Annotated in this window: 14 protein-coding genes; 7 read left to right on the forward strand and 7 right to left on the reverse strand. The window is 72.5% G+C overall.

Annotated features, from left to right (window positions below):
- Positions 1-58: 58 nt before the first annotated feature.
- The gene (locus QSK21_RS20445) at positions 59-1210 is read left to right on the forward strand and encodes an acyl-CoA dehydrogenase family protein (protein WP_285698002.1); all 1152 of its coding nucleotides are present in this window, start codon (positions 59-61) and stop codon (positions 1208-1210) included.
- Between the two features lie 53 nt (positions 1211-1263).
- The gene (fabG, locus tag QSK21_RS20450) at positions 1264-2019 is read left to right on the forward strand and encodes a 3-oxoacyl-ACP reductase FabG (RefSeq protein ID WP_285698004.1); all 756 of its coding nucleotides are present in this window, start codon (positions 1264-1266) and stop codon (positions 2017-2019) included.
- Here the strand turns inward: fabG and QSK21_RS20455 are convergent.
- On the reverse strand, positions 1992-2810 hold the full coding sequence (locus tag QSK21_RS20455) for a helical backbone metal receptor (RefSeq protein WP_285698006.1): 819 nt from the start codon (positions 2808-2810) through the stop codon (positions 1992-1994). The genes fabG and QSK21_RS20455 overlap by 28 nt on opposite strands.
- Positions 2803-6018 (reverse strand): fused isobutyryl-CoA mutase/GTPase IcmF, encoded by a 3216-nt coding sequence (icmF, locus tag QSK21_RS20460; RefSeq protein WP_285698008.1) that lies wholly within the window; start codon positions 6016-6018, stop codon positions 2803-2805. Before icmF ends, QSK21_RS20455 begins: the two co-directional genes overlap by 8 nt.
- 61 nt (positions 6019-6079) lie before the next feature.
- Here icmF and QSK21_RS20465 point away from each other — a divergent pair, with 61 nt between their 5' ends.
- The 4 genes from QSK21_RS20465 to QSK21_RS20480 all read left to right on the forward strand — a co-directional run bounded on the left by QSK21_RS20465 (position 6080) and on the right by QSK21_RS20480 (position 9783).
- Complete coding sequence (locus tag QSK21_RS20465) at positions 6080-6619, forward strand: MarR family transcriptional regulator (protein ID WP_285698010.1); 540 nt, start codon at positions 6080-6082, stop codon at positions 6617-6619.
- Between the two features lie 101 nt (positions 6620-6720).
- Positions 6721-7563, forward strand: coding sequence for a thioesterase family protein (locus QSK21_RS20470; RefSeq protein WP_285698013.1), 843 nt, complete (start codon positions 6721-6723; stop codon positions 7561-7563).
- Between the two features lie 58 nt (positions 7564-7621).
- Positions 7622-8434 (forward strand): tryptophan 2,3-dioxygenase, encoded by an 813-nt coding sequence (locus QSK21_RS20475; RefSeq protein WP_285698015.1) that lies wholly within the window; start codon positions 7622-7624, stop codon positions 8432-8434.
- Complete coding sequence (locus QSK21_RS20480; protein ID WP_285698017.1) at positions 8431-9783, forward strand: FAD-dependent oxidoreductase; 1353 nt, start codon at positions 8431-8433, stop codon at positions 9781-9783. Before QSK21_RS20475 ends, QSK21_RS20480 begins: the two co-directional genes overlap by 4 nt.
- On the opposite strand, the gene QSK21_RS20485 is transcribed toward QSK21_RS20480, so the two are convergent.
- A complete protein-coding gene (locus QSK21_RS20485; protein WP_285698019.1) occupies positions 9716-11227 on the reverse strand; it encodes an MFS transporter in 1512 nt (503 codons plus the stop codon). The two genes, QSK21_RS20480 and QSK21_RS20485, sit on opposite strands and share 68 nt — an antisense overlap.
- 134 nt (positions 11228-11361) lie before the next feature.
- Between QSK21_RS20485 and QSK21_RS20490 the strand changes: the two genes are divergently transcribed.
- Complete coding sequence (locus QSK21_RS20490; RefSeq protein WP_285698020.1) at positions 11362-11598, forward strand: hypothetical protein; 237 nt, start codon at positions 11362-11364, stop codon at positions 11596-11598.
- Between the two features lie 70 nt (positions 11599-11668).
- Here the strand turns inward: QSK21_RS20490 and QSK21_RS20495 are convergent, their stop codons facing one another.
- The 4 genes from QSK21_RS20495 to QSK21_RS20510 all read right to left on the reverse strand — a co-directional run bounded on the left by QSK21_RS20495 (position 11669) and on the right by QSK21_RS20510 (position 15763).
- Positions 11669-11929, reverse strand: a complete 261-nt coding sequence (locus QSK21_RS20495) for a DUF6457 domain-containing protein (protein WP_285698022.1) — start codon at positions 11927-11929, stop codon at positions 11669-11671.
- Between the two features lie 49 nt (positions 11930-11978).
- A complete protein-coding gene (moaA, locus tag QSK21_RS20500) occupies positions 11979-12968 on the reverse strand; it encodes a GTP 3',8-cyclase MoaA (RefSeq protein ID WP_285698024.1) in 990 nt (329 codons plus the stop codon).
- Between the two features lie 97 nt (positions 12969-13065).
- Positions 13066-14259: an RtcB family protein gene (locus QSK21_RS20505; protein ID WP_285698026.1), complete on the reverse strand. Its 1194-nt coding sequence runs from the start codon at positions 14257-14259 to the stop codon at positions 13066-13068.
- Between the two features lie 115 nt (positions 14260-14374).
- Positions 14375-15763 (reverse strand): GTP-binding protein, encoded by a 1389-nt coding sequence (locus tag QSK21_RS20510; protein WP_285698028.1) that lies wholly within the window; start codon positions 15761-15763, stop codon positions 14375-14377.
- Position 15764: the final 1 nt, after the last annotated feature.

Here is a 15764-nt window from a genome sequence, read left to right on the forward strand (position 1 = left end):
TTCCACGTAACTTGGCGTTCCGTTAGATATGGGACATTCGGGATCGAGGAGCGGGGCCGTGCGCCGAACCGTGTTCAACGAGGACCATGAGGCGTTCCGGACGATGATCCGGGACTTCATCGCCGCCGAGGTGACTCCCGTCTACGACGAGTGGGAGAAGGCCGGGCATCCGCCCCGTGACTTCTACAACAAGCTGGGCGAGCTCGGCGTGTTCGGCATCCAGGTCCCCGAGGAGTACGGTGGCGCGGGCGAGACCAGCTTCAAGTACCAGCTCGTGATCTCCGAGGAGTGCGCCAGGGCCGCGGTGGGCTTCGGCGGCTACGGCGTGCACGTCAACCTGGTGCTCCCGTACCTGCTGAAGTACGCCAGCGAGGACCAGAAGAAGCGCTGGCTGCCCGACTTCATCTCCGGCGACATGATGATGGCCATCGCGATGACCGAGCCCGGAACCGGCTCGGACCTCGCGGGCATCCAGACCACCGCCAAGCGGGACGGCGACCACTACATCCTCAACGGCGCCAAGACCTTCATCACCGGCGGCGTGCTGGCCGACCGCGTGCTGGTGGTGGCCCGCACCTCCCCCGCCACCCCCGAGAACCGCCGCGCCGGCCTGTCCATCCTCGCCGTCGACACCAAGAGCGAGGGCTACACGGTCGGCCGCAAGCTGGAGAAGATCGGGCTGCGCGCCTCCGACACCGCCGAGCTGTCCTTCACCGACGTGCGCGTCCCGGTCGAGGACCTGCTGGGCGAGGAGGGCCGTGGGTTCGAGTACCTCACCCACAACCTGGCCGAGGAGCGCCTGGGCATCGCCGCGTCCTCCTACTCGGCCGCCGCGGCGGCGGTCGAGTTCGCCAAGAAGTACGTCCAGGAGCGCACCGTCTTCGGCAAGCCCGTGTCGTCCTTCCAGAACACCAAGTTCGTCCTGGCCGAGTGCGCCACCGAGGTGGAGGCCGCGCAGGCGCTCGTGGACCGCTGCGTGGAGGCGCTGGACGCCGGTGAGCTGACCCCGGCCGACGCCGCCAAGTGCAAGCTGTTCTGCACCGAGGTCGAGGGCCGTGTCATCGACAAGTGCCTGCAACTCCACGGCGGCTACGGCTACATCCTGGAGTACCCGATCGCGCGCCTGTACACCGATGCCAGGGTCACCCGGATCTACGGGGGGACCAACGAGGTCATGAAGACCATCATCGCCAAGGACCTGCGGGTCTGAGCCGCAACCACGGCACGGACGGATCGCACGGCAGTAACGAAAGAGGAAACGCCATGAGCGAGAGCAAGGTCGCCATCGTCACGGGCGCGGCGCGCGGGATCGGGGCGGCCACCGCGGTGCGGCTGGCCCGCGACGGGTTCGCGGTCGCCGTCTGCGACCTGGACGAGGCCGCCTGCGCCGGGACGGTGGAGGCGATCGAGAAGGACGGCGGGCGGGCGCTGGCCGTGGGGGTGGACGTCGCCGACTCCGCGAAGGTGTCGGCGGCGGTGGAGCGGGTCGCCGCGGAGCTGGGCCCGCCGCTGGTGCTGGTCAACAACGCCGGGATCATCCGCGACAACCTGCTGTTCAAGATGACCGAGGACGACTGGGACGCGGTCCTGGCGGTGCACCTGCGCGGCGCCTTCCTGATGAGCCGGGCCGCGCAGGCGTACATGACCAAGGCGGGCTGGGGCCGGATCGTGAACCTGTCGTCCACCTCGGCACTGGGCAACCGGGGCCAGGCGAACTACTCGGCGGCCAAGGCCGGCATGCAGGGGTTCACCAAGACCCTGGCGATCGAGCTCGGCAAGTTCGGCATCACCGTGAACGCGGTCGCGCCCGGGTTCATCGTGACCGACATGACCGCCGCGACGGCCGAGCGGGTCGGCGTGGACTTCGAGGTGTTCCAGCAGGCCGCGGCCAAGGAGATCCCGGTGCGCAGGGTCGGCCGGCCCGAGGACATCGCGGCGATGGTCTCGTTCTTCGCCGGTGAGGAGTCCTCGTTCGTGTCGGGACAGGTCATCTATGTCGCGGGCGGTCCCAAGGCGTGAGCGCGGCCGGCGGGCGGCAGGGGATGTGACAGCCGGCCCGCCAGCACCCGCGGCGCGTCGACGAGGGACGGGCCGTACCAGGTCAGGTACCGGCCGTCGACCAGGGCGGACGGAACGCCGGGGAAGCTCTCCGGCCCGTCCCCGGCGGTGAACCGGTACGGCTCGTCCGGAAGCACGACCAGGTCGGCGCCCGCCGCGTTCAGCTCCTCGATCGGGATCTTCGGGTAGCGCTCGGGGTGGCCGGCGTAGACGTTGGCGACCCCGAGCCGGTCCAGCACGTCACCGGCGAACGTGGCGCGTCCCACCACCATCCAGGGACGCCGCCAGATCGGGATGACGGCCTTCCGGCGCGGTTCGAGCACGGGAGGCCGCGACCAGGCGCGCGCGGCCTCCTCCAGCCAGGTGGGGGACGGGACGCCGCACGCCTCGGTGAGCATGCGCCGCAATGACGCCAGCGCCTCGTCCACGGTGCGGATCTCGGTCATCCAGACCGGGACCCCGCGCCCCCGCAGCGCCTCGACGTCGGCGGGGCGGTTCTCCTCGGTGTTGCCCACGACCAGGTCGGGACGCAGGGCGGCGATCCGTTCCAGGTCGGGGTTCTTGGTGCCGCGCACCCTCGGGACGTCCAGACCGGGCGGATGCGAGCACCAGTCGGTCGCGCCCACCAGCAGCCCCGGAGCGGACACGGCGATCGTCTCGGTGAGCGAGGGCACCAGCGAGACCACGCGGCGCACCCGGCCGGGCAGCGGGACCGCGGCGCCGGTGTCGTCCCGGGGAGACCGCTCAGACATTGCGCCGGTACTGCCCGCCCACCTCGAAGAACGCCTCGGTGATCTGCTGCAGGCTGCACACCCGCGCCGCGTCCATCAGGACGGCGAAGACGTTCTCGCCGGAGCGGGCCGCCTCCTTCAGTGCCTCCAGGGCCGCCGGCGCCTCGTCGCGGTGGCGGGCCTGGAAGTCCCGGACCCGCTCAAGTTGCGACCTCTTCTCCTCCTCGGTGGCGCGGGCGAGCTCCAGGGGCTTGCCGCCGCCCTCGTCCCCGGCGCCCTCCGGCGGGCGGAAGGTGTTGACCCCGATGATCGGCAGCGAGCCGTCGTGCTTGCGCCGCTCGTACAGCATGGACTCGTCCTGGATGCGGCCGCGCTGGTAGCCGGTCTCCATCGCGCCCAGCACCCCGCCGCGCTCGCTGATCCGGTCGAACTCGGCCAGCACCGCCTCCTCGACCAGGTCGGTCAGCTCGTCGGTGATGAACGAGCCCTGCATCGGGTTCTCGTTCATCGCCAGGCCCCACTCCCGGTTGATGATCATCTGGATGGCCAGGGCCCGGCGCACCGACTCGGCGGTGGGCGTGGTCACGGCCTCGTCGTAGGCGTTGGTGTGGAGGCTGTTGCAGTTGTCGTAGATGGCGATGAGCGCCTGCAACGTGGTGCGGATGTCGTTGAAGTGCATCTCCTGGGCGTGCAGGGACCGGCCCGAGGTCTGGACGTGGTACTTCAGCTTCTGGCTGCGCTCGCCCGCGCCGTACCGCTCCCTCATCGCCACCGCCCAGATGCGGCGCGCGACACGGCCCAGGACCGAGTACTCGGGGTCCATGCCGTTGGAGAAGAAGAACGACAGGTTGGGCGCGAAGTCGTCCACGTCCATGCCCCTGGCCAGGTAGGACTCCACGTAGGTGAACCCGTTGGCCAGGGTGAAGGCGAGCTGGCTGATGGGGTTGGCCCCGGCCTCGGCGATGTGGTAGCCGGAGATCGACACCGAGTAGAAGTTGCGGACGCCGTTGTCGATGAACCACTGCTGGATGTCGCCCATCATCCGCAGTGAGAACTCGGTGGAGAAGATGCAGGTGTTCTGGCCCTGGTCCTCCTTGAGGATGTCGGCCTGGACGGTGCCGCGCACCGTGGTCAGCACCCGCCTCCTGATCTCCTCGGCCTCCTCGGGGGACGGTTCGCGGCCGTTCTCCTCGCGGAAGGCGTCCAGCCTCTGGTCGATCGCGGTGTTGAGGAAGAACGCCAGGATGGTCGGCGCCGGCCCGTTGATCGTCATCGACACCGAGGTGGTGGGCGCCGACAGGTCGAACCCGTCGTACAGCGCCTTCATGTCGTCCAGCGTGGCGATCGACACGCCGGACGTGCCGACCTTGCCGTACACGTCGGGGCGCTCGCCGGGGTCGCGCCCGTACAGGGTGACCGAGTCGAACGCGGTGGACAGGCGGGTCGCGGGCTGCCCCTCCGACAGCAGCTTGAAGCGCCGGTTGGTGCGGAACGGGTCGCCCTCGCCCGCGAACATCCTGGCGGGGTCCTCGTTGTCGCGCTTGAACGGGAACACGCCGCCGGTGAAGGGGAACCTGCCGGGCAGGTTCTCGTTGCGCAGGAAGCGGAGCAGCTCGCCGTGGTCCTCGTAGCGGGGCAGCGCGACGCGCGGGATACGGGTGCCCGACAGCGACTCGCGGGTCAGCGGCGTGTGCAGCTCCTTGTCGCGGATCCTCACGACCTGCTCGTCCCCGGAGTACGACTCGACGACGGCGGGCCAGGTGGCGACCAGCTCGGCGCACTCGGGGGTCACCTCCTGGCGCGCCCGCTCCAGCAGCGCGCCGACCTCCTTCGCGGCGTCATCCGCGCCGGTTCCGGAGAGCTCGGCGTGCACCTCCTCCAGCCGCTGGACGCGCCGTACCGCCGCGATCTGCCGCGCCGTCTCGGCGTGGTAGCCGCGCACCGTCTCGGCGATCTCCGACAGGTAGCGGACCCGGTTCGGCGGGACGATCTGCGCGGCGCCCGTGGAGACCCTGGTGTCCACCCGGGGCAGCACGCCGCGCTCGATCCCCAGCAGGCCGGTCAGGTGCTGGTAGAGCGCGGTGACGCCGTCGTCGTCGAACGTGGCGGCGCTGGTGCCGAACACCGGCATCTCCTCGGGCGACCGGCCGAACTCCTCGCGGTTGCGCAGCATCTGCCGGGACACGTCGCGCAGCGCGTCGGCCGCGCCCCGCCGCTCGAACTTGTTGATCGCCACCACGTCGGCGAAGTCCAGCATGTCGATCTTCTCGAGCTGGGACGCGGCGCCGAACTCGGGCGTCATCACGTACAGGGACACGTCGGCCAGCGGCACGATCGCCGCGTCGCCCTGCCCGATCCCGGGGGTCTCCAGGATCACCAGGTCGTATCCGGCGGCCTTGCACGCCTCGATCACGCCGTCGATGCCCTCGGGCAGCTCGCGCGCCCCGCGGGTCGCCAGGGACCGGAAGAAGACGTGGTCGCCGTCCAGGGAGTTCATCCGGATGCGGTCGCCGAGGAGGGCGCCGCCGCCGCGGCGCCGGGTCGGGTCCACGGCCAGGACGGCGACGCGCAGCTTGTCCTGCCGGTCGACGCGCAGCCGCCGGACCAGTTCGTCGGTGAGGGACGACTTGCCCGAGCCCCCGGTCCCGGTGATGCCGAGCACGGGAACGGACCTGCGCGCCGCGGCCTCCGCGATCGCGCGCCGGTCGCCGTCCGGGAGCCGGCCGGCCTGGAGGCAGGTGATCGTCCGGGCCAGCGCCCGCCGCTCCCCCGCCAGGACCGCCTCGACCGGGACGGGCTCGGCCGCCAGGTCCACGTCGCAGTCGCGGATCAGCTCGTTGATCATGCCGGGCAGGCCGAGCCGCTGGCCGTCCTCCGGGGAGAAGATCCGCACCCCGGCGCGCGCCAGCCGCTCGATCTCCTCGGCGACGATCACGCCGCCGCCCCCGCCGAAGACCTTCACGTGGCCCGCGCCGGCCTCGGCCAGGGACCGCGCCAGGTACTCGAAGTACTCGATGTGCCCGCCCTGATAGGAGGAGATCGCCACGCCCTGGGCGTCCTCTTCGAGCACCGCGTCCACGACCTCGCGGACGGACCGGTCGTGGCCGAGGTGGACGACCTCGGCGCCCTGCGACTGGAGGATCCGCCGCATGATGTTGATGGCCGCGTCGTGCCCGTCGAACAGGGCCGCCGCCGTGACGAACCGCACCGGATGCTCGGGAACGTGCATGCCGATCCCCCGCCCTCCCAGGCCCTTTGTCGTCCAATATTTGGAAGCTAAAGTAGTTTCCATGACCGAGCCCGTCAAACCCCTCGACCCGATCGCCGAGGCGCACCGCCAGTGGAGCGCCCGGTGGCCGGAGCACGCCGACCGCATGGCGGCCGTGACCTCCGTCATGCGGGCCCAGCAGCTCCTGCTCAGCGTGATCGAGGCGGCGCTGAAGCCGTACGGGCTCACCTTCGCCGCCTACGAGGCGCTGCGGCTGCTGGCCTTCGCCCGCACCGGCACGCTGCCGATGGGCAAGATCGGCACCCGGCTGATGGTGCATCCGGCCTCCGTCACCAACGTGATCGGACGGCTGGAGCGGCGCGGCCTCGTCGAGCGGCGCCCGTCACCGGACGACCGGCGGGTGGTGCTGGCCGCGATCACCCCGGCGGGCCGCGAGCTGGCCGAGGAGTCGACCGCCGCGCTGCACGAGGCGGACTTCGGGCTGCCCGGCCTCAGCTCCGAGGACGCCGCCGCCATCACCGCCGCCCTGCACGCCGTCCGCGTCTCCGCGGGGGACGTGGCGGATAGAGGATGCGACGGGCTAGGGGACACGGCGGGTTAGCCGCGCTCGCGCACCCACGCGCCGATGAGGTCGGCGACCTAGGGACGAGACGCGGTCACCCCGCCCCTCCTGCACCGAACGACATTCTGTAACCTGACCGGGTGAGCGCCCCCGTGAGCAAGGACTCGGACAAGGATCTGCCGCCGCTTGTCGCGGCCTCGTTCTACGAAGCGCTCGGCGACGGGCGTTTCGCCGCCACCGCCGCCACCGCCGGGCCCTGGTCGCGCGGCTTCCAGCATGCAGGGCCGGTCTCGGCGCTGCTCGGCCGCGCCTTCGAACGGCACGAGCCGTCCCCCGGCCTGCGGGTGGCGCGGCTGACGATGGAGATCCTCCGCCCGGTGCCCGTGGCGCCGCTGGAGGTGACCGTGCGCACGGTGCGGCCGGGCCGCCGGATCAACCTCCTGGAGGCCGAGCTGTCGGGTGAGGACGGTCCCGTCGCCCGCGCCACCGCGTGGCGGATCGCCGCCGCGCCCGCGCACCTGGAGCCGACCGCCCACACCCCGGTCCCTCCCCCGCTGCCGGCCGTCCCGACCGTCCTCGGCACCGCCTGGCCCAACGCGAACATGGCCGGGTACCTGTCGTGCATGGAATGGCGGGTCGTCGAGGGCGCGTTCGGCCGCCCGGGACCGGCGGCGGTGTGGGCGCGGTCGCGGATCCCGCTGGTCGCCGGGGAGGACGACACGCCTCTGGTGCGCGCGCTCACCCTGGCCGACAGCATGTCCGGCGTGGGCAGCCAGCTCGACTTCGCCAAGTGGTTCATCATCAACACCGACCTCACCGTGGCGCTGCACCGCGATCCCGACGGCGAGTGGATCTTCATGCGGGCGCGGATTCACACCGATCCGGGCGGCTGCGCCATGGCCGAGGCCGAGCTCGCCGACCCCTCCGGCGGCTTCGGCAGCGGCCTCCAGACCCTTCTGGTGGACGCCCACGCGTCCGGTTAGTCTGCGGAGATCGGCCGGCACGACGGGGTGCCGGTGACGGGTCGGCAGGGGCGCGGCAATGCACGACGACGAGGCATCCCTCACCTACGGGAGCTACCTCCGGTTGGACCGGCTGCTGGACTGCCAGCGGCCGCGCACCGAGGCGCACGACGAGCTGCTGTTCGTGATCATCCACCAGGTGTACGAGCTGTGGTTCAAGCAGATCCTCCATGAGGCCGCGCTGCTCCAGCGGCTGCTGGAGGAGGGCGGCAGCGCCAGGGCGCTGCACACCGCGCGGCGGATCGCCAAGATCCTCAAGACGGTGGTCGGGCAACTGGACATCCTGGAGACGATGACGCCCCGCCAGTTCGCCGCCTTCCGGGACGCGCTCGGCACGTCGAGCGGCTTCGAGTCGTACCAGTTCCGCGAGCTGGAGGCCGTGCTGGGGCGGCGCCGGTTCCCCGCCTCGGACCTGCGCGACGACCCGCGGCTGCGGGCGGCGGTGCGGCGCAGGTCGATGTTCGACTCGCTGCTGCGCTATCTGGACGGGCACGGCTACCCCGTGCCCAGGCCGGCGCTGGACCGTGACCCCTCGCGGCCGTGGGAGCCCGACCCGGGCGTGCAGCGCGCGCTGCTGGAGGTGTACGCCGACGAGAGCGGCCCGGCGGCCGAGGTGTGCGAGGCGCTGGTGGACGTGGACGAGGGCATTCAGGAATGGCGGTACCGGCACGTCAAGATGGTCGAGCGGACGATCGGCGCCAAGATCGGCACGGGTGGCTCCGCCGGGGCGGACTACCTGCGCTCCACCCTGTTCAGGCCCGCGTTCCCCGACCTGTGGGAGGTCCGCTCGCAGATCGAGGAGACGGTGACCGAGGATGACCGGGACCGATGAGCGGGACTGAGGCGCCCCGCGCGCGGCGGGTGGCGGTCGTCGGCGCGGGACTGGCCGGCTGCCTGCTGGCCACGCTGCTGGGCCGGCGCGGCATCGAGGTGACGGTGTACGAGCGGCGCCCCGACCCGCGGATCGCCGGGGCCGAGCGCGGGCGCTCCATCAACCTGGCGATCTCGGCGCGGGGCCTGGCGGCGCTGGAGGAGGTGGGGCTGCGCGAGCAGGCCCTGGAGCGGGCACTGCCGATGCACGGCCGGATGGTGCACCCCCGGGCGGGCGGACGGCACGAGGCACCGGACTTCCAGCCGTACAGCGCGGACGGCAGGCGCGCGATCAACTCGATCAGCCGGGCCGAGCTGAACGCCGCGCTGCTGGACGCCGCCGAGTCCACGCCCGGGGTGACGCTGCGGTTCTCCCAGCGGGTCACCGGGGTCGCGGGCGGGCGGCTGATGGTGGACGGCGTCCCGGGTGACGCCGCGGACGTGGTCCTGGCCGGGGACGGCGCGTACAGCGCGGTGCGCGGGTCGCTGGACGGCATCGAGGTGGGCCAGGACTTCCTGGAGCACGGCTACAAGGAGCTGACCATCCCGCCGAGCGACGGCGAGTTCGCGCTGGACCCGGACGCGCTGCACATCTGGCCGCGCGGGGACTCGATGATGATCGCGCTGCCGAACCTGGACCGCTCGTTCACCTGCACGCTGTTCTGGCCGCGCGACGACTTCGCCGCGCTCGACACGCCCGGCAAGGTCCGCGCCCACTTCGCCGGGCACTATCCGGACGTGGCGGGCCTGATGCCGGCGCTCACCGACGACTTCGAGCACAACCCCGTCGGCTCGCTGGTCACGGTGCGCTGCGAACCCTGGGTGCGGGAGGTGGACGGCACCCTGGTCGCGTTACTCGGCGACGCGGCCCACGCGATCGTGCCGTTCTTCGGGCAGGGCGCCAACTGCGCGTTCGAGGACTGCATCGAGATCGACCGGTGCCTGACCGAGACCGGCGGGCGCTGGGACCTGGCGCTGGCGCTCTACCAGGACCGCCGCAAGCCCAACACCGACGCGATCGCCGAGATGGCGCTGGACAACTTCGTGGAGATGCGCGACCGCGTCTCCTCGCCGGTCTACAAGGTCGCCCACGCCGCGCAGCACGCGCTGGAGCGCCGCCTGGCGGGGCGGTACGTCTCCCGGTACGAGCTGGTGTCGTTCACGACCGTCCCGTACGCGCGGATCCCGGGCAGGGTCCGCAAGCAGAACCTGATCCTCGCGGCGGTGGCCGGGGCGCTCACCCTCATCGCGGGGAGCGCGGCGGCCCTGCTCGGGCGGGCGCTGTGCCGCCGCTTCCACCGGAGCCGGTGACGCGGCTCCGGCGGCGTCCGGCCGTAAGGTCGGCCACGGCGGCGCCCAGCGCCAAGAGCACGAACACCAGGATGACCACCAGGCCGTGCCGGAACGCCAGCGCCCAGTCGCCGCCGCTGTTGGCGACGGCCGCGAAGAACGTCGCGCCGACCGCGGCGATCCCGCAGGCGGTGCCGATCCGCTGGCCGGTCTGGAGCACGCCGCCCGCGCTGCCGCCCTCGCCGGGCGGCACCTGCGACAGCGTGATCGTCTGGTTGGGCGAGATCACGAACCCGCTGCCCACCCCGGCGAGGAGCAGCGGCGCCGCGATGTACCAGGCCACGCCGCGGCCCGGGTGCAGCTCCACCGCCAGCCACGCGGTGCCGATCCCGGCCAGGACCACCACCAGGCCCGCGGCGACCAGATGGCGGCCCCAGCGCGACACCAGCCGACCGCCCGCCGCGGCCGACACCGCCGAGCCCAGCGCGAACGGCGTGATCGCCAGACCCGCCTCCAGCGCGCTGTAGTCCAGCCCGTTCTGCAGGTAGAGGGTGAAGATGAAGAAGATCGCGGTGAATCCTGCGAAGTAGAGCAGCCCGATCGAGGAGCCCAGCGCGTACGAGCGGAACCGGAACAGCCGCACGTCGGCCAGCGGTGAGGGGTGGCGGCGCTCCCACGCCACCCAGGCGGCCAGCACCGCGGCGCCCGCCGGGAGCAGCGCCCATTTCAGGGGGCCGTGCCACTGCCGTTCCTGCAGGAACGGCAGCATGATCGCGACGACGCCGAGGCCGAGCAGCACCACGCCCACCGGGTCCAGGCTTTCCCGCCTCCGCCGGTCGGCGGGCACCGGAGGGGGCAGCAGCCGCCAGGCCAGCGGCAGCGCGGCCAAGCCCACCGGGACGTTCACATAGAAGATCCACCGCCAGCCGTGCTCCTGCCCGCCCAGGGCGATCAGCGCGCCGCCCAGCAGCGGGCCCACCGCCATCGCCAGCCCGATCGTGGTGCCCAGCGCGCCGAACGCCCGGCCCCGCTCGGCGCCGGTGAACAACTGCTGGATCAGGCCGAGGATCTGCGGGTTGATGATCCCGCCCGCCGTGCCCTGGACCAGCCGGGCGAAGATCAGCCAGGGCATGGCGGGGGCGAGGCCCGCCGCGAAGCTGGACAGGGTGAACAGCGCCATGCCCGCCATGAACACCGCGCGGCGGCCGCGTGCGTCGCCCAGGCGCCCCGCCGGGACCAGGACCAGGCCGAACATCAGCGCGTACCCCGACAGGATCCACTGCAACTGGCCCTCGGAGGCGTGCAGGCCCTCCCGGATGGAGGGCAGCGCCACGTTGACGATGCTGATGTCCAGCAGCGTCATGAACGCCGCGAGCAGGCACACCGACAGGGCCTGCCAGCGGCGGCGCCTCTCCCCGGCGTCCTCGTCGGCCGCCCCCGCACCGCCCGTGCCCTCGCTCCGCACGGACTGATCATGTCCTGGGGCGAAGGGGTGCAAACACCCGGTCCCGGACTCCGGAAGGGCCGGACGGACCGGCGACCTCCGCCCGGCCGACGCCCCGTTCCGGGAGCCGATTCGGTTATGTCAGGGTAGGCAGGGTGAGCGACCAGAAAGCGAGCGAGGGCGCCGACGAACTCCAGTGCTCGGCCAAGGGCTGCCGGGCCGACGCCGTGTGGGCGCTCCGCTGGAACAACCCCAAGATCCACACGCCGGAGCGGCGGAAGATCTGGCTGGCCTGCGAGGAGCACCGGGACGGCCTGTCGGCGTTCCTGGACCGCCGCGGCTTCCTGCGCGACGTCGTCCCTGTGGCCGACCGCGACGCCCCTCCCGGCTAGGCGGACGGCCCAGGGGCCACCGAGAGGCGGCTCAAAAACGGCTCAGAACGGCTGAGAGGCGCCCGGGAGGTCACACCTCGTGGCGCCTGCTGCGCGCGGAGGCCCGCGCGCCCTCCCAGCCCCCGGCCATCTCGGTGAGTCGCGCGGCGGCGTCCCTGGCGGGCGCGCCGCGTCCCACGGCCAGCCCCAGCAGGTACGCCGTCAGCGGCGCACCCGGCCTGGCCACGCCGCGGGCCACGTCGCGGGCCAGGTCGAGCACCAGGTCACGGTCGATGTCATCGCGGTCGAGACCCAGCTCAAGGCAGACCGCGTCGATCCATTCCTCCAGCACGTGCTGCTCCTCCGGTGAGTGTCGTGGACGGGCCGCGGAGGGCACGGCCTCAGCCGCCGATCGCGGACATGGGACGGGCGGGCTGCAGGAAGCTCGGGTCGTCGATGCCGTGCCCGGCCCGCTTGGCGCGGACCGCGGCCCGCCAGCGCCCGGCCAGGTCGTCGTCGGACGCGCCGGCGCGCATCGCGTCCCGCAGGTTGGACTCCTCGGTGGCGAACAGGCAGTTGCGCACCTGGCCGTCGGCGGTGAGCCTGACCCGGTCGCAGGCGCCGCAGAACGGGCGGGTCACCGACGCGATCACCCCGACCCGCTCCGGCCCGCCGTCCACCAGGAACGTCTCGGCGGGCGCGCTGCCCCGCTCGGCGGCGTCCGCGGGCTTCAAGGTGAACGCCTCGCCCAGCGACGCCAGGATCTCGTCCGCGGTGATCATGTCGGCGCGGGTCCAGCCGTGCTGCGCGTCCAGCGGCATCTGCTCGATGAACCGCAGGTGGTAACCGTTCTCCAGGCAGTAGCGCAGCAGCGGCACCGCCTCATGGTCGTTGACACCGCGCATCAGCACGGCGTTGACCTTCACCGGGAGCAGCCCCGCGTCACGGGCCGCCGCGAGACCGGCCAGCACATCGGGCAGCCGGTCCCGGTGCGCGAGCCGTTTGAACACCTCCCTGTCGAGGGTGTCCAGGGAGACGTTGACGCGGTCCAGCCCGGCGCGCGCCAGCGGCTCCGCCAGCCGGTCCAGCCCGATCCCGTTGGTGGTCAGGGAGATCTGCGGACGTGGACGCAGTTCCGCGGTGCGCCGCACGATGCCGGTGATGCCCCGGCGCAACAACGGCTCGCCGCCGGTATAGCGCACCTCGGTGATGCCCAGCCGTTCCACGCCGATCCGCACCAGCCGCACCACCTCGTCGTCGGTGAGCAGCTCGGGCTTGGGAAGCCAGTCCAGGCCCTCGGGTGGCATGCAGTACGTGCAGCGCAGGTTGCATCGGTCGGTCAGGGAGACGCGCAGGTCCGTCGCGGTACGACCGAAGGTGTCGACCAGCAAGGGCGCCCCTTTCTGGTGGTGCTCGGCTCCGGGGGTGGCCCCCGGAGCCGGCCGCCCGGAAAGCTCCACCATATGCGGTCGCCCCTACCCTGGACGATCAACCTTTCACGCAGACGAGCTGCCTGAGGCGCGCGACCACCTCGACCAGGTCGGACTGCGCCGCCATCACGCTCTCCAGGTCCTTGTAGGCGCCCGGGATCTCGTCGAGGACACCCGCGTCCTTGCGGCACTCCACGCCCGCGGTCTGCTCGCGCAGGTCGTCGACCGTGAAGGACTTGCGCGCCTTGTTACGGCTCATCCTGCGTCCCGCGCCGTGCGAGGCGGAGTTGAACGCCGACCGGTTGCCCAGCCCGCGCACGATGTAGGTGCCGGTGGCCATCGACCCCGGGATGATGCCCAGCTCGCCGGCGCCCGCGCGGATCGCGCCCTTGCGGGTCACGAGCAGCTCGACGCCGTCGTAGACCTCCTCCGCCACGTAGTTGTGGTGGCAGGAGATCGGGTCGTCCCACTTGCTCAGCCGTGCACCGAAATACTTCGTCATGACGTCCTGCGCCAGCGCGAGCATGACCGCGCGATTGCGGCGCGCGTACTCCTGCGCCCAGAAAAGGTCGCGGCGGTATTCGTCCATCTTTCGGGTGCCGGTGAGGAAGACCGCCAGGTCCTTGTCGGGCAGGTCCTGGTTGTGCGGCAGCCTGCGCGCGGCCTCGACGTGGATCTCGGCGAGCTCCTTGCCGATGTTGCGCGAGCCGGAATGCAGGACCAGCCAGATCGCGCCCTCGTCGTCGGCGCACACCTCCAGGAAGTGGTTGCCGGAGCCGAGCGTGCCGAGCTGGCCGCGGGCCTTGCCGAGCCGGTTGCGCACCGCCGGGTGCAGGTCGTCGAACGCCTTCCAGAACGCGTACCAGCCGCGCTCCTTCAGCGCGCGCAGTCCCGCCGGGTCGACCGGCTGCGTGTGGGACGCGCGGCCGACGGGGATCGCCCGCTCCAGGCGTCCGCGCAGATGGGCCAGGTCGTCGGGCATGTCCTCGACGGTGAGCGAGGACCGCACCGCGGTCATGCCGCAGCCGATGTCCACGCCGACGGCGGCCGGGGACACCGCGTCGCGCATCGCGATCACCGAGCCGACGGTGGCGCCCTTGCCGTAGTGCACGTCGGGCATCACCGCGAGGCCCTCCACCCACGGCAGGTCGGACACGTTGCGCAGCTGCTCGAGCGCGACGTCCTCGACGGTGTCCGGGTCGGTCCACATCCGGATGGGGACGCGGCCGCCCTTGAGCGTCTGGTACGGCACCACTTGCTCCTCTCCATCACGGAAGTGCATTATGGAAGTGCGTTCCGAACCGTGCTCTATGACGCCAGATAAGGGCACCCGGGTTCAATTTGTTTTTTGCGAAAACGCCGGCTCATCACGGCGGAACGGGGCCGTACACGCGCCCGTCCTGGACGCGCATCGGCGGCCGGGCGAGGGCGACCACGAGACGGCGGCTGGGCAGTCCGAGCCTCAGCCGCGCCGCTTCGAGGGAGAGGCCGGGCGCGAGCGGGTTGGCGGCGCAGTGCCTGGCCAGTTCCGCGGACAACCGGCCGCGCAGCTCGTCCCAGCGGCCGGGATCGGCGATCCACTCGTCGTCGATCTCCACGGCGGACGGCGGTTCGGCACACCCCATCACCGCCAGCTCGGCGCGGCGCAGCACGCCGTGGCGGCGCAGGATCCGCGCCCCGTCGGGACGGTCGGGCCAGGACGCCAGCTCGCGGGCGCGGGCCGCACCCGCGTCGCGCCGGACGAGCGTGGGCGGGCGGACGTCCAGCACCGTCACGCCCGCGACGGCCCGCCGCGCGGGATCGCGCAGCAGGGCGGCGTCGCCGAGGTGCAGCGGAAGGCGCGTGTTGAGGGTCAGCCGGGCGGTGTCGGGCCCGAGGGGGCGCAGCCGTACCGGGACGGCCGCGGACCCGATGTGCAGGGTCATCTGCCGTGCCAGCCTCCCGGACGCCTCGCCGAAGCGGGTGCGCACGTCCACCGAGGCGGTGTGCGTCCACCGGCCGGGGCTCACCAGCGCCATGCCGCGCGAGAACCGGCCGCGCGGGACACCGCGCACCTCCAGCGAGACGCGGGCGACGCCGCTCACCCGCTCGACGCCCTCCCGCGCCACCTCGGCGCCGTGGACCCGCACCCTGTGCCCGGACGGCGTGAGGACCAGCTCGTCGCCGACCGCCACGGTCCCGGCGGCGAGCGTCCCGGTGACGACCGTGCCCGCGCCGCCCGCGCCGGCGTCGTCGATCCACAGCCGCACCGGCGCGCCCGGGTCGGGGACGGGCAGCCGTGCGACGAGCCGGTCGAGCGCCGCGGTGAGCGCGTCCAGCCCGTCACCGGTCTTGGCGCTGACGGTCACCGCCTCGATGCCGCGCAGCCCCGACTTGGCCACGCGCTCACGGGCCTGGCGCAGCGCCAGCGTCGGGTCGGCCAGGTCGGACCGGGTCACCGCCAGCACGCCGTGCCGCACGCCGAGCCCGTCGATCGCCGCCAGGTGCTCCTCGGTCTGCGCCATCCACCCTTCGTCGGCGGCCACGGCCAGCAGCACCGCGGGCACGGGCCCGACCCCGGCCAGCATCGTGGGGACGAACCGCTCGTGCCCGGGGACGTCCACCAGGGCCAGCCGCTCGCCGGACGGCAGCGCGGCCCAGGCGACGTCGAGGTCGAGGCTGCGCCCCGGCGGGCCGCCCGGCCCGGCGCCGGCGAGCGCGCGCACGAGACTGGACTTTCCATGATCCACATGGCCGGCGGTGGCGACGACCTGCATC

This window comes from Actinomadura sp. NBRC 104412 (assembly GCF_030269515.1).
Classification (GTDB): Bacteria; Actinomycetota; Actinomycetes; order Streptosporangiales; family Streptosporangiaceae; genus Spirillospora.